Raw genomic sequence first — 14315 nt, forward strand, 5'->3', positions numbered from 1 at the left:
TTTCAAATTTAAAAATGACAGAATGGAGGAAAATCGTTTGAATGAGGCCGCGCAGAATTATTCGGCTGACAGCATACAGGTGCTCGAAGGGCTTGAGGCCGTGAGGAAAAGGCCGTCCATGTATATCGGGGACATCGGGGAGAGAGGATTGCACCATCTTGTATACGAGGTTGTGGACAACAGTATCGATGAGGCACTTGCCGGGTTCTGTACGGATATAGAGGTGACTATCAATCATGACAATTCCATAACGGTCGAGGATAACGGCCGAGGCATACCTACAGGGATGCACGAGAAGGAGAAGCGTTCGGCCCTCGAAGTCGTGCTGACGGTGCTTCATGCCGGAGGAAAGTTCAGCAAAGACAGTTACAAGGTTTCCGGAGGTCTTCACGGTGTCGGAGTGTCCTGCGTGAATGCCCTTTCGGACTATCTGAAGGCCCAGATTTGCAGGGAAGGAAAAATTTTCGTCCAGGAATATTCCAAGGGAAAGCCTCTTTATCCGGTGAAGACCGTAGGCGAGGCGGACAGGACGGGTACCATCATAACCTTCCATCCCGATCCCGAGATTTTTACGGTGACTACCGTTTACGATTACGATACCCTCGCTTCGAGGCTGAGGGAACTGTCCTACCTCAATAAGGGCATCAGGCTTACGCTTACGGATATGAGGAAGCCGGTCGAGAACAGGGACGATTTCAATGTTACGGCCGACGGTTACAGGCAGGATGTGTTTTATTCAGAATACGGTCTGAGGGAATTCGTGAAATATCTGGACGGAGGGGCCGAGACCCTGACTCCGGAGCCGATATGTCTCGAAACCAATAAAATCATCCCTATCGAAATCGCCTTGCAGTACAATACGGGCTTCAAGGAGACTATCCAGTCATACGTCAATAATATCAATACCATAGAAGGCGGAACGCACCTGACAGGATTCAAGAGGGGCCTTACGACCACGCTTAACAAATATGCGGACAAGAACGGCTTCCTTTCAAAGCTGAAATTCAAGCTCGAAGCCTCGGATTTCCGCGAAGGGCTTACGGCCGTGATTTCCGTCAAGGTAGCGGAACCGCAGTTTGAAGGCCAGACGAAGACGAAACTCGGGAACAGCGAGGTCGATGCGGCTGTATCGCAGGCGACTTCAGCCGCTTTGGAGAATTATCTCGAAGAGAATCCGCGCGAGGCCAAGCTTATCATAGACAAGGTGATACTCGCGGCTACGGCAAGGCATGCGGCAAGGAAGGCCCGTGAAATGGTGCAGCGCAAGACCGTCATGACGGGCGCCGGGCTTCCGGGCAAGCTCGCGGACTGTTCCGACAGGGATCCTGAAAAATGCGAACTCTTTCTTGTCGAGGGAGATTCCGCAGGCGGAACCGCAATCTCCGGCCGCGACAGGAACATACAGGCCATCCTGCCCCTCAGGGGAAAAATCCTGAATGTCGAGAAAGCGATGCAGCACAGGGTATTCGAAAGCGAGGAAATAAGGAACATCTATTCGGCCCTTGGGGTGACGGTGGGTACTGAAGAAGACCCGAATATGTTGAACCTCAGCAAGCTGAGATACCATAAAGTGATAATAATGACCGATGCCGATGTCGACGGCAGCCACATAGCCACGCTGATTCTGACATTTTTCTTCAGGTACATGCAGGATTTGATTTTCAACGGATATGTTTATCTTGCGACCCCTCCTCTCTATTTGGTGCAGAAAGGAAAGGAGCAGGTGTACTGTTATACGGAGGAACAGCGCTCGGCAGCCATCCAGAAACTCGGGGCTGGAAGCGACAAGGGTGTCACCGTCCAGAGGTACAAAGGTCTCGGAGAGATGAGCGACGTCCAGCTGTGGGATACTACCATGGACCCTCAGCGCAGGATACTCCGCCAGGTTACGATAGACAATGCCGCCGAAGCGGAGCGGACTTTCTCCATGCTGATGGGGGACGACGTGCTTCCGCGCAGGGAGTTCATCGAAGCCAACGCGAAATATGCCAACATAGATGCCTGACGGCAGACCGGTGAGATTTTGGCGAGCCGGTAAGATTTTATAGATTATTCATCCTTAATATTTTGTGTTATGACAGATATTTTCGACAGGATCGAGAAGGATTCAGGTGGTCCTCTCGGGCAATATAGGAAAAAAGCCTTCGGTTATTTCATGTATCCGAAACTTGAGGGGGAAATAGGCCCTCACATGCGTTTTAACGGTAAGGAAGTGCTTTGCTGGAGTCTCAATAACTACCTTGGCCTTGCAAACCATCCGGAAATAAGGAAGATTGACGGTGAAGCGGCCGTAAGATGGGGCCTCGCCTATCCGATGGGAAGCCGTATGATGAGCGGACATACTTCCCTTCATGAGCGTATGGAGCGCGAGCTTGCCGATTTCGAGAAGAAGGAAGACGCTTTCCTTTTCAACTTCGGTTACCAGGGCATCATTTCCACTATCGATTCCCTTTGCACGAGGCACGATGTGATAGTATACGACTCTGAGGCGCACGCCTGCCTTATAGACGGTTGCCGCCTGCATCAGGGAAAGAGGATGGTTTATCCGCACAACGACATCGAGAAATGCGAGAAGACGATACAGAGGGCTTTGAAAGTCTGCGAAGAGACAGGCGGCGGAGTCCTCCTTATCACGGAAGGCGTGTACGGCATGACGGGCGCCCTCGGGATTCTGGACAAGATAGTGGCCCTCAAGCAGAAATACCAGTTCCGCATACTTATTGACGATGCCCACGGCTTCGGCGTGATGGGCGAGCACGGCCGCGGTACTTCGGAGCATTTCGGTTGCATGGACGGCATCGATCTCTATATCGGCGCGTTTGCAAAGTCGATGGCGATTATCGGAGGTTTCGTAGCCGGACCTCACTCGATAATAGATTACCTCCGGTACAATCTCCGTTCACAGATATATGCGAAATCGCTTCCTATGCCTATAGTCGAGGGATGTCTGAAACGTCTGGAGATTATCCGCAGCGCGGAAGGCGATGAACTCCGCAAGAAACTCTGGACTGTCACAAGGGCCCTCCAGGACGGTTTCAGGAATCTCGGTTTCGATATAGGTCTCGCGCAGGCCTGCGTTACGCCGGTCTTCGTCCACGGGACTATCCCGCAGGCTACGAACATTGTCGTGGATCTTAGGGAAAATTACGGAATATTTTGCTCGGTAGTGACTTACCCGGTAATTCCTAAGGGGTTGCTGATGTTCAGGATAATACCTACGGCAGTGCATACGCTCGAAGATGTCGACAGGACTCTGAAGGCCTTTGCCGAAGTCAGGGACAAACTCGCCCGCGGCTTTTACGATGCAGACGATATTCAGGACAGAGCTATAAGATAATGAATACTGACGGTAAGGTCGTGATAATAACGGGAGCCAGCTCTGGTATAGGGTTGGCTTCTTCGAAATTATATGCCTCCCGCGGTTATCGGGTGGTGATGGCCGCACGCTCCGTGGACAGGCTGACGGAAGAGGCCGCTTCCTTCGGATGCGACATGGACAATATCCTGTGTGTCAAGACGGATGTCTCGGTAGAGGAGGATTGCCGCAACCTCGTGGAAAAATGCGTGGAAAAGTTCGGCAGGATAGACATACTGATTAACAATGCCGGCATTTCCATGCGGGCGATGTTCAGGGACCTGGATCTGTCCGTGCTTAAAAGGCTTATGGACGTTAATTTCTGGGGAACAGTATATTGCACCAAGTACGCTCTTCCGTATTTGCTTGAAACGAAAGGCTCCGTAGTCGGTGTGATAAGCATAGCCGGCTATTCCGCCCTTCCGGCCCGCAGCGGGTATGCGGCTTCGAAGTACGCCATAAGGGGTTTTCTGGATACGTTGAGGATAGAGCACCTTTATGACGGTCTGCATGTGCTTGTAATGGCTCCGGGCTTTACTGCTTCGAATATCCGTAATACCGCCCTGGCTGCCGACGGTTCCCAGCAGGGGGAATCCCCGCGCGATGAATCGAAGATGATGAGCGCGGAAAGGGTGGCCGAAATAATGGCCCGTGCCATAGACAGGAGGAAATCGAGGGTGATACTTACGCCGATAGGGAAACTGACCGTACTCATGCACCGGATGTTTCCGGGGCTGACCGACCGGCTTACGTTTTCCTACATGGCCAAGGAGCCCGATTCCCCTTTCAAGAAAAAATAAAGAGTTATGGAAAAGGATATTTTCCCGAAAGGGTGGAAGGTATATTTGCCTCTCATCGTGATTTTCGTGATAATGCTGTTCTTCTTTCCGAATGTCGGAAAGTTCAAGTACCATTATCAGATAGGGCGCCCGTGGGCGTATGAGACCCTGATCTCCCCGATAGATTTTCCTATCCTGAAGACGGAAAGGGAACTTATGGATGAGCGCGAAGAGCGTTCTTCTTCCGTAATCCCGTATTTCAGGTATGACGAAAAAATAAGGAAGGAGGTGGGCGAGAGGCTGTCCAAAGCCATCGATACGCTTTCGGCCGATGCGGACCTCGTCCTGTCGCTTTTCGATGACGTGTATGACTACGGGGTTGTCTCTTCGCTCTCCGCCCAGGAGATAGAAAACGGGATGGTCTTCGTACATAAGGACAGGAGGGCCGCCGAGGTTCCTGTGGAAAACATTTTCGATATAGCCCATGCGGGGGAATATATAAGGAAACAGCTTGCGGCCGGGATGGGTGAGGAGCGGGCCGATTCGCTTTACGCGGCAATGGGGCTTTCGGATTACCTTGTCCCGAATCTTATTTTCGACCAGGCTACTACCGACATGATTCATAAGGAGGCCGCCGGCTATATCTCCCCGACGAAGGGCATCATATATACCGGACAGCTGATTGTGTCCAAGGGCGAGATTGTCACTTCCGAAATCGCCCAGCTGCTCGATTCGTACAGGGCGGAATACCTTTCGGACATGGGCATAGCGGGCAATACCATCCTGATTGCCGTAGGAAACGGGCTGTTGCTCCTCCTGTCGCTTCTGGCGTTTTTTGCTGCAATTTTATTTGTCGACAGGACTGTCTTCAGCGATTCGCGGAAATATTTTTTCCTCCTTACGCTTTATGTGATTTCGACACTTATCATCGAATTGCTCGGGGCCGTGGGCAATACTTCCTACATGCACCTTATCCCGTTCCCGCTGTTCGCCCTCTACATGCTCGCATTTTTCAAGAGGAATTTTGTCTTTCCTCTTTATACCGTGCTTCTACTGCCTCTGCTCGTGGTTACGGCGGAAGGTACCGAGCTGTTTTTCATAAACCTGCTGGCCGGTATCGTGGCAATAATATCATACTCCCGTTTCAACAGGGGCTGGTTGCAGTTCGTGAACGCGTTCTTTATTTTCATGACCCTTTCGCTTTCCTATACCGCTTTCGTGTTTTTGCAGAACGAGGATCTGGGGCAGTACCGCGATTACCGGGACATATTCTACCTCGGACTCGCGAGCCTGTTCTGTGTGGCGGGTTATCCGCTCATCTTCCTGTTCGAGAGGGTTTTCATGCTCGTTTCCAATTCGAGGCTCCTTGAGCTTGCCGATACCAACAACAAGCTTCTGAGGCTTATGGCGGAGAAGGCTCCGGGGACATTCCAGCACGTGCTTCAGGTCATGAACATTTCGGATGCCTGCGCCCGTGCCATAGGGGCCAACGTGCAGCTTGTGAGGACGGGTGCGTTGTACCATGACATAGGGAAGACGGTCAATCCACAGTGTTTTGTGGAGAATGCCGCTCCTGGTGTAAATTACCATGAAGGGCTTACTCCGGAGGAGAGCGCGAGGGATATCATCAAGCATGTGGACGACGGTGTTGCCCTTGCGAAAAAGTCGAAGATTCCGCAGATAATCATAGATTTTATCCTGTCGCACCACGGGACGACGAAGACGGAATATTTTTATAATATGTATCTCCGCGGCGGTGGCGACCCTTCGCAGGCCGGACTTTTCCAGTACCATGGATTCAAACCGAAGACGAAGGAGCAGGTAATCCTCATGTTCGCCGACACCGTAGAGGCCGCGTCGAGGTCCTTAAAGGATTATTCGCAGCAGAGTGTCACTGAACTCGTCGACCGTGTAATCGGAATGAAGATGGATGACGGGCAGCTGGAGGATGCCGAAATATCCCTCAAGGAGGTAAGCGTGCTGAAGTCCGTGCTGGTGGAATATCTGATGCAGATAAACCATGCGAGGATAGCTTATCCGAAGAGGCCGCAAAAATAGATTGCGTATTATGCGCGTTTTTCGTATATTTGCGCCCTGTTTTGCTGAAAATAGAAAAAATAGTATATAGATTATGGAAATTAAAAGCAACAAAATCGATGAGCTCGATATCAGATTGAGCGTCAACGTGAATGAAGCGGATTACGCAGACGATGTGAAGAAAAGACTTTCCGCTTACAAACGCAATGCGGAGATAAAAGGTTTCAGGAAAGGAATGGCTCCGATTTCCCTCATACAGAGGCTGTACGGGGTGTCAGCACGCAGCGAGGCCGTGAACGACATCCTCTCCAAGGCCCTTCAGGATTATATTCAGGAAAACAAACTGAACATTATCGGCGAGCCGCTTCCGTCCGAGGACAGGAAAGCCGTCGATTGGGAGAAGGACAAGGATTTCGAATTCGATTTCGACATTGCCGTTTCGCCTGAGATAAATCTCGAGATTTCTAAAGAGGACAGCGTGACCTATTATAATGTGAAAATAGACAAGAAGGCCAAGGATTCCATGAGGAACAGCCTGCTCGGCCAGTACGGTTCGCTTGAAGACGGCGAATCGGTCGGCGAGGACGATTTCTTCACTGCCGATTTCGAGCAGGAAGGGACAAAGGTCGAGGATACTTACGTCGCTGTCAGAAGCATGTCGGAAGCGGGGAAGAAGGAGATTGTCGGGAAGAAATCCGGGGATGTCATCGATGTGGATGTGAACCTGTGGTTCGAGAACGAGACCGACCGTGCTTCCATGTTGAAACTCAAGAAGGAAGAACTGTCGGGGATACAGCCTGTATTCAAAATGACGGTCAAGAACATCAAGCATTTTGTTCCGGCCAAGGCCGACCAGGATACATTCGACAGGATTTTCGGAAAGGACGTTGTCAAGACCGAAGAGGAATTCGATGCGAAAATAACGGAGAGGCTGCGTGAGGAGTATGACCGCGAGCGCGATTACAGGTTCATGCTCGATGTAAAGGAATATCTGCTCGATAAAGCGGCCATTTCGCTTCCTGAAAACTTCATGAAGAGGTGGATATATTATGCCAATGACGGAAAATTCACCATGGAGGATATCGAAAAAGAGTTTGATCTGTTCCTGAAGGACTACCGCTGGCAGATGCTCCGCAGGTATTTCCTGGACAAGTTCGAGGTCAAGGTGTCGAAGGAAGACCTTCTTGCTACGGCCAAGGAATTTGCCGTATACCAGTTCGCGATGTACGGAATCAGCAATGCTCCTGAAGACCAGTTGCAGAAGTTCGCCGAGCAGATGCTCGCCCATGACAAGGAAAGTTCGCGCATATACGACAAGACCGAAGACGATAAGTGCATAGCTGCCGTCAAGGAGCACATAACCCTTAAAAAGAAAGACATTACCATAGAGAAGCTCCGCGAGCTCAACGGATAGTCATGGAGACCGAATTCGAAAAATATGCAAGGGGCCATCTTGGCATAAGTTCATTGAACTTGTACCGGTACCGGTCCGCCTTCGATGATTATATCAATCCTACGATTATCGAGGAGCGGAAGCTGAATGTGGCCCAGATGGATGTGTTCAGCAGGCTGATGATGGACAGGATTATTTTCCTGGGAGTGCCGATTTATGATGACGTTGCCAACATAATCCAGGCCCAGCTGCTGTTCCTCGATTCGAGCGATTCTTCCGACATTCAGCTTTATATCAATTCCCCCGGAGGTTCGGTAAGCAGCGGTCTCGGGATATACGATACCATGCAGCTCATACGTTCGGACGTTTCCACCATCAACACGGCGATGTGCGCGAGCATGGCTTCAGTGCTTCTTTGCGCCGGTGCCAAGGGAAAACGTTTTGCCCTCCCTCATTCGAAGACCATGATTCACCAGCCTTTGGGAGGGGCCCAGGGGCAGGCTTCGGATATCGAGATTGCAGCCAAGGAGATTTCCAAGACCAAGCAAGAGCTTTATAAGATACTTTCCGAGCATACCGGGCAGACAATCAAAAAGATTACTTCCGACGGGGACCGCGATTACTGGATGACTTCACAGGAGGCCCTCGATTACGGGATGATTGACGAGATTTTGGTTAAAAAGAAATAATTTGGGAAGGCGGCTATTTTTAGTCACCTTCTTTTGATTGATTATATGGCTAAAAAAACGACAAATACCGGCAACGGCAGTCTTCCCCGCTGTTTTTTCTGTGGCAGGACCCAGGATGACGGGGCCATGCTGCTTCAGGGCGAATCCGGCTTTATCTGTACGGATTGCGTTTATACGGCTGCCGATTATTTGAAAAACATGGGCGTGCCCAACCCCGGAGCGTACCAGCAGGAAGAGGCGGAACCGGGAATAGACAAGAAGAAAGGTTTGCAGCTTCTCAGTCCGAAGGAAATCAATGATTTTCTCGACCAGTATGTCATAGGGCAGGACAGGGCGAAAAAACTGCTCTCCGTCGCCGTGTACAACCATTACAAAAGGATAAAGTACAACGAAAGCCAGAGCGGCCGTAAGGACGGGAAAAAGACCGGCAGGGGACTCCGTGAAATATCGGATGTCGAGGGTGTCGAAATCGAAAAATCGAACATCCTTCTCGTCGGCCCTACAGGTACAGGCAAGACATTGTTGGCCAGAACCATAGCCCGTCTGCTCAATGTGCCTTTCGCAATAGTGGACGCCACGGTGCTTACCGAGGCGGGATATGTCGGCGAGGATGTGGAAAATATCCTTACGCGCCTGTTGCAGGATGCGGATTATGACGTTGCAATGGCGGAAAAGGGCATTGTCTTCGTGGACGAGATAGACAAGATAGCCCGCAAGGGCGACAACCCGTCCATAACGAGGGATGTTTCCGGTGAGGGAGTGCAGCAGGCGATGCTGAAACTTCTCGAAGGCACCGTTGTCAATGTCCCTCCGAAAGGCGGGCGCAAGCATCCCGAGCAGGCAATGGTTCCGGTAAACACGAAAAACATCCTCTTCATTTGCGGAGGCGCTTTCGAAGGCATAGAAAAGATAATAGGCCAGAGGCTGAATACCCAGGTGATAGGTTTCGGGGCACAGAAGATAAGGGACAATATCGATACGGACAATCTTCTGAAATACATCGCTCCCCAGGATTTGCGCTCATACGGCCTCATCCCGGAAATCATCGGACGTTTGCCAGTCATCGCCACCCTCGGTTCCCTCGACAGGCAGGCCATGTTGGACATACTGACGAAGCCGAAGAATGCGATAATGAAGCAATTCGAGAAGATTTTCGAGCTCGACGGAATCAAACTCGTCGTGGACGGCAATGTCCTCGACCTGATTGTGGATACGGCCATAAAGCACAAGCTCGGCGCGAGGGGGCTGCGTTCCATCTGCGAGGCGATAATGACGGATGCCATGTACGAGGCCCCGACATCTTCGAAGAAAGAATTCCGCGTTACAATGGATTATGCGAAAAAACATCTTTCTACCATAACCGGCGAGGTGCTTTCGTAATCCGATTGCCGTCCGTGGCCCGATTGTCATTCGCGTTACGATTGCCATTCGCGACCGATTATTATAAAAATTAAATGAAAATTATATTAAATCCATATTTATGAAACAGTATATTGACAAGAACAGGGAGCGTTTTTATGATGAATTGTTTTCATTGCTCCGTATTCCTTCGGTAAGTTCCCTCCCGGAGCACAAGCCAGATATGCAGCGTTGCGCCGTGCGTTTGACGGAACTCCTTCTTGCTGCCGGAGCGGACAGGGCTTCCGTATATCCTACTTCGGGGCATCCTGTCGTATTCGGTGAGAAAATCATAGACCCTTCGGCAAAGACGGTCCTGGTTTACGGGCATTACGATGTCCAGCCGGTCGACCCTATCGAATTGTGGAATTCCGATCCTTTCGAGCCTGTCATCAGGGACGGTGCCATCTATGCGCGCGGTGCCAATGACGACAAAGGGCAGTCCTTCATGCATATAAAGGCTTTCGAATATCTTATGGCTACGGGACGGCTGAAGCACAATGTAAAATTCATTTTCGAAGGAGAGGAGGAGATAGGTTCCCCTTCCCTTGCAGCTTGGGCGGAAGAGCATAAGGAGCTTCTGAAAGCGGATATCATCCTTGTATCCGATACGACCATGATTTCGGAAAAAGTCCCTTCAATCAATTGCGGAATGCGTGGCCTCGCCTATCTCGAAATAGAGGTGACCGGCCCGGACAAGGACCTGCATTCGGGACATTACGGCGGAGCGGTATACAATCCCATAAATGCCCTTTGCGATATGATATCCACTCTGATAGACAAGGACGGGCATATTACTGTAAAAGGTTTTTACGACGATGTGGTGGAACTTTCCGCAGAAGACAGGGCAGAATTGGCCCGTGCCCCTTTTGACGAGCAGGAGTACAAGAATTTCCTGAAGATAGATGCCGTCAAGGGCGAGAAAGGCTATACGACCCTGGAGCGTACCGGAATCCGTCCTTCGCTCGATGTCAACGGAATCTGGGGCGGTTATACCGGAGAAGGTGCCAAGACTGTAATTCCGTCGAAAGCCCATGCGAAAATCTCGATGAGGCTCGTGCCTAACCAGGATTGCGGAAAGATAGCGGATTTGTTCATGAAGCATATTGAATCCATAGCGCCTGCCGGTGTCAAGGTAAGGGTATTCCCTCATCATGGAGGAAACGGTTTCCTGATTCCGATATCTTCGGCTGCTTACAAGGCTGCTTCAAGGGCCATGGGAGAGGTTTACGGAATCCAGCCTGTACCGTCACGCGGCGGCGGAAGCATCCCTATCCTTGCCGACCTTCAGCGGATTCTCGGAATAGACCCTCTGCTCATGGGCTTCGGCCTTGAAAGGGATACGATTCATTCTCCGAATGAGAGCTACCTTATCTCGCAGCTCGAAGCCGGAATGGAATCCATCGTACTTTTCTATGAATATTTTTAACGAATCCGTCCGGGAAATCCGTTGAGAATCCTTTCCCGGATTTCCAGGTTTTGCCGGATTCCCAGGATTTACCGAATTTACCGGATTTACCGGATTTACCGGATTGTATAGTTATAAGTTAATAATTGGGGGACATTAGTATGGACAGATTGGGGCTTCACAAACAGATATTATCGAAAAAAAGCATGCTGTGCGTAGGGTTGGATACGGACATGAAGAAGATTCCGGCAGGAATCACGATGTATGATTTCAACCGCGCCATAATAGATGCCACTGCCAGATATGCGGTGGCCTATAAACCGAATCTCGCGTTTTACGAAGCCGAGGGGGCGGAAGGCTGGAAAGCCCTTGAAAGGACGGTCGAATACATTAGGCTGAATTATCCGGAGATATTCATCATCGCCGATGCAAAGAGGGGAGATATCGGGAATACGGCAAAGATGTATGCCAAAGCGCTTTTTGAAAATCTCGACTTCGATGCTGTCACCCTGGCACCTTATATGGGCTCGGACAGCGTGAAGCCTTTCCTTGAATATAAAGGAAAATGGGCGATAGTGCTTGCCGTCACCTCCAATGCCTCCGCTTCCGAGTTCCAATATCTCGATTGCGGTGACGGGCCTCTGTATCATAAGGTGGTGAAAGAAATGATGAAAATATCCACTCCGGACAACATGATGTTCGTTACCGGTGCTACACATGTGGCAGAACTTGCCGAAGTCCGCAGAATAGCGCCGGACAACTTTCTGTTGGTCCCAGGCATAGGGGCCCAGGGAGGTTCCATGGAAGATGTAATCAGATATGGTTCCAATGGCAAAGGCGGGTTGCTGATAAATGCATCCCGTTCGATACTTTATGCCGGAAACAGAATCAACGATTTCGAATATGCCGCTTCGGAAGCCGCGAAGGGCATGGTTGAAGGAATGAAAATAGCATAAGTCCAGCCCGGGTCCCGGGTAAGAATCCCGCTTGTTACGAATCCCGCTTGTCAATCATTCGTCTGTATGTAGCTGGCCGATTCGGGGTAATCAGCTGATTTTTGAGTAGTCGGCGGGGGTGTCGCGGTATGTGGCGAGGCTTCTGAGCAACAGGGCATTGCTTTCCATCTGCAATAGCGGGTCGGTTGAGAGTACTTCCCTTGCTGTTTTCCTGGCAAATTCGAGGATGTCTCCGTCCTTGCCGAGGGATGCTATTTTCAAGTCCACCGGCATGCCGCTTTGCATGGTTCCTTCGATGTCTCCTGGGCCGCGCATCTTCATGTCTTCCTCTGCGAGAACAAAACCGTCTTCCGTGCTGCACATCAGGTCGATGCGTTTTTTGGATTCCCTGCTAATCCTGAAATCGGTCATGAGGATGCAGTATGAACTTTCCGAGCCCCGCCCTACGCGGCCGCGGAGCTGGTGCAGCTGGCTGAGACCGAAACGCTCGGCGCTTTCTATGACCATGACTGTGGCATTTGGGACGTCTACGCCGACCTCTATGACGGATGTGGCTACAAGTATGTCGGCCCGGCCTTCGACAAAGGCTTTCATGTTCCGGTTTTTCTCCTCGTTAGACTGTTTTCCGTGGACTATGGCAGTCCTGTATTTCGGGAAAGGGAAGGCTTCGACAATGGCTTCATATCCCTTTTCGAGATTGGCATAATCCATTTTCTCGGATTCGAAGATAAGCGGGTAGACTATGAAAACCTGCCGCCCGAGGGCAATCTGTTGCTGTATGAAATTGTACATAGCGGCGCGTTTTGTTTCCGTAGCGTGTATTGTCCTTACAGGCTTTCGGCCCGGTGGAAGTTCGTCTATGACTGAAACTTCGAGGTCTCCGTACAGTGTCATGGCGAGTGTGCGGGGAATAGGGGTGGCTGTCATTACAAGTACATGCGGAGGGGCGGAACCTTCCGTCTTGTTCCATAGTTTCGAGCGTTGCGCGACTCCGAAACGATGCTGTTCGTCAATTACCGCAAGGCCGAGGGAGCGGAAGACCACGTTGTCTTCAATCAGGGCGTGAGTGCCTACTATGATTTTTATATGCCCCTCGCGCAGCCCTTTGTCTATCATGCGGCGCTGCTTTGCCTTGCTGCTTCCGGTAAGCAGGGCTATCCCGAATCCGCCTTCGGCCTCGTTTTCGGTCCAATCCACGGGAAAGAGCGGCGCAAGATATTTTTTCAGATTGCCGAAATGCTGTTGTGCGAGGACTTCGGTAGGGGCCATGATGCAGGCCTGGTAACCGTTGCCGATGGCTATGAGGGCCGTCATCAGTGCGACGAGGGTTTTTCCGCTTCCCACATCGCCCTGAAGCAGCCTGTTCATCTGCCGCCCGCTTTTCATGTCGTCCCGTATTTCCCTGATTACCCTTTTCTGCGCTCCTGTCAGATCGAAAGGCAGGGCGTTGTAGCATTTGTTGAAGGCTTCCCCTACGGCTGGCATCCTGATGCCGTCTTCCTCGTACATGCGGCTGTACCTCTGTTTCAGCAGGGACAGCTGCAAGAGGAAAAGTTCTTCGAATTTAAGCCTGAAGGAGGCTTTCCCGAGTTCCGCCGTTCCCGGAGGAAAATGTATGGATTTCAGGGCTTCGCGCCGGGGGATTATCCCGCTTTTCCTTACGATATATTCCGGAATGTTTTCCTGAATGCCGTTTCCCACGATTCCGAGGAGGGTAGCCATTAACTTGGTAAACACCTTGTTGGTAATCCCCGAATTTTTCAGCCTCTCGGTACTTGGGTATACTCCCGTAAGCGAACTTCCATAGGTCGCGGCCTTGGCCCCCGGCGATTCGAGTTCCGGATGCACCATGTTGATTTCACCCCCGAATACGGACGGTTTTCCGAAGACGATATATTCGTCACCTATGCGCGCCCTGTCGTTCATCCACTTGATTCCCTGGAAGAAAACGAGGTCGAGCCTTCCGGTTGCATCGGCGACCGTTATTACAAGGCGGCTTTTCCTGCGTTCTCCGGCGATGGTCTTGGCAACCACCTTGCCTTTTATCTGGACGTATGCCATGGTCGGGACGATATCTGCGATGTTCTGGATATTCGTCCTGTCCACATATCTGAAAGGGAATGTGTATAACATATCCCTGTATGTGATGATATTCAGTTCTTTGGCAAGCAATGAGGCCCTTTTCGGCCCTACGCCCGGGAGGAACTGTATTTCTGTATTCAAGATGTCCATTGAAAACAAAGATACTCTTTTCACCAGAAAAATTCGTAACTTGCGCCGGATTTTGTGAAAAATGAGAT

10 protein-coding genes are annotated in these 14315 nt (G+C 50.9%); 9 read left to right on the top strand and 1 reads right to left on the bottom strand.

Going from position 1 to position 14315, the window contains the following annotated elements; translation table 11 throughout:
* The first annotated feature begins 22 nt into the window (after nucleotides 1-22).
* The 9 genes from gyrB (at nucleotide 23) to pyrF (ending at nucleotide 12015) form a co-directional block, all read left to right on the top strand.
* Nucleotides 23-2005 (top strand): DNA topoisomerase (ATP-hydrolyzing) subunit B, encoded by a 1983-nt coding sequence (gene gyrB / locus B5F83_RS03635; RefSeq protein ID WP_087276445.1) that lies wholly within the window; start codon nucleotides 23-25, stop codon nucleotides 2003-2005.
* Nucleotides 2006-2074: 69 nt separating this feature from the next.
* Complete coding sequence (locus B5F83_RS03640) at nucleotides 2075-3337, top strand: aminotransferase class I/II-fold pyridoxal phosphate-dependent enzyme (protein WP_087276442.1); 1263 nt, start codon at nucleotides 2075-2077, stop codon at nucleotides 3335-3337.
* A complete protein-coding gene (locus B5F83_RS03645; RefSeq protein ID WP_087276441.1) occupies nucleotides 3337-4155 on the top strand; it encodes an SDR family oxidoreductase in 819 nt (272 codons plus the stop codon). Before B5F83_RS03640 ends, B5F83_RS03645 begins: the two co-directional genes overlap by 1 nt.
* A 6-nt stretch (nucleotides 4156-4161) precedes the next feature.
* Nucleotides 4162-6192: an HDIG domain-containing metalloprotein gene (locus B5F83_RS03650; protein WP_087276438.1), complete on the top strand. Its 2031-nt coding sequence runs from the start codon at nucleotides 4162-4164 to the stop codon at nucleotides 6190-6192.
* Nucleotides 6193-6265: 73 nt separating this feature from the next.
* Complete coding sequence (gene tig / locus B5F83_RS03655) at nucleotides 6266-7585, top strand: trigger factor (protein WP_087276435.1); 1320 nt, start codon at nucleotides 6266-6268, stop codon at nucleotides 7583-7585.
* Nucleotides 7586-7587: 2 nt separating this feature from the next.
* Complete coding sequence (locus B5F83_RS03660) at nucleotides 7588-8253, top strand: ATP-dependent Clp protease proteolytic subunit (RefSeq protein ID WP_087276432.1); 666 nt, start codon at nucleotides 7588-7590, stop codon at nucleotides 8251-8253.
* 45 nt (nucleotides 8254-8298) lie between these two features.
* Nucleotides 8299-9633: an ATP-dependent Clp protease ATP-binding subunit ClpX gene (clpX, locus tag B5F83_RS03665; protein ID WP_087276429.1), complete on the top strand. Its 1335-nt coding sequence runs from the start codon at nucleotides 8299-8301 to the stop codon at nucleotides 9631-9633.
* Nucleotides 9634-9733: 100 nt separating this feature from the next.
* On the top strand, nucleotides 9734-11080 hold the full coding sequence (locus B5F83_RS03670; RefSeq protein ID WP_087276426.1) for a dipeptidase: 1347 nt from the start codon (nucleotides 9734-9736) through the stop codon (nucleotides 11078-11080).
* Between the two features lie 140 nt (nucleotides 11081-11220).
* Nucleotides 11221-12015, top strand: coding sequence for an orotidine-5'-phosphate decarboxylase (pyrF, locus tag B5F83_RS03675; protein ID WP_087276423.1), 795 nt, complete (start codon nucleotides 11221-11223; stop codon nucleotides 12013-12015).
* Nucleotides 12016-12105: 90 nt separating this feature from the next.
* On the opposite strand, the gene recG is transcribed toward pyrF, so the two are convergent.
* Nucleotides 12106-14247, bottom strand: coding sequence for an ATP-dependent DNA helicase RecG (gene recG / locus B5F83_RS03680; protein ID WP_087276419.1), 2142 nt, complete (start codon nucleotides 14245-14247; stop codon nucleotides 12106-12108).
* Nucleotides 14248-14315 lie beyond the last annotated feature (68 nt).

The sequence above is a fragment of the Muribaculum sp. An289 genome, from assembly GCF_002159555.1.
GTDB lineage: Bacteria > Bacteroidota > Bacteroidia > Bacteroidales > UBA932 > Merdivivens > Merdivivens faecigallinarum.

Bases quoted from the DNA above. Each gene is read 5' to 3' on its own strand.
- tig (WP_087276435.1), top strand. From the start codon at position 6,266: ATGGAAATTAAAAGCAACAAAATCGATGAGCTCGATATCAGATTGAGC.
- B5F83_RS03660 (WP_087276432.1), top strand. From the start codon at position 7,588: ATGGAGACCGAATTCGAAAAATATGCAAGGGGCCATCTTGGCATAAGT.
- B5F83_RS03670 (WP_087276426.1), top strand. From the start codon at position 9,734: ATGAAACAGTATATTGACAAGAACAGGGAGCGTTTTTATGATGAATTG.
- B5F83_RS03645 (WP_087276441.1), top strand. From the start codon at position 3,337: ATGAATACTGACGGTAAGGTCGTGATAATAACGGGAGCCAGCTCTGGT.
- clpX (WP_087276429.1), top strand. From the start codon at position 8,299: ATGGCTAAAAAAACGACAAATACCGGCAACGGCAGTCTTCCCCGCTGT.
- B5F83_RS03650 (WP_087276438.1), top strand. From the start codon at position 4,162: ATGGAAAAGGATATTTTCCCGAAAGGGTGGAAGGTATATTTGCCTCTC.
- gyrB (WP_087276445.1), top strand. From the start codon at position 23: ATGGAGGAAAATCGTTTGAATGAGGCCGCGCAGAATTATTCGGCTGAC.
- pyrF (WP_087276423.1), top strand. From the start codon at position 11,221: ATGGACAGATTGGGGCTTCACAAACAGATATTATCGAAAAAAAGCATG.
- recG (WP_087276419.1), bottom strand. From the start codon at position 14,247: ATGGACATCTTGAATACAGAAATACAGTTCCTCCCGGGCGTAGGGCCG.
- B5F83_RS03640 (WP_087276442.1), top strand. From the start codon at position 2,075: ATGACAGATATTTTCGACAGGATCGAGAAGGATTCAGGTGGTCCTCTC.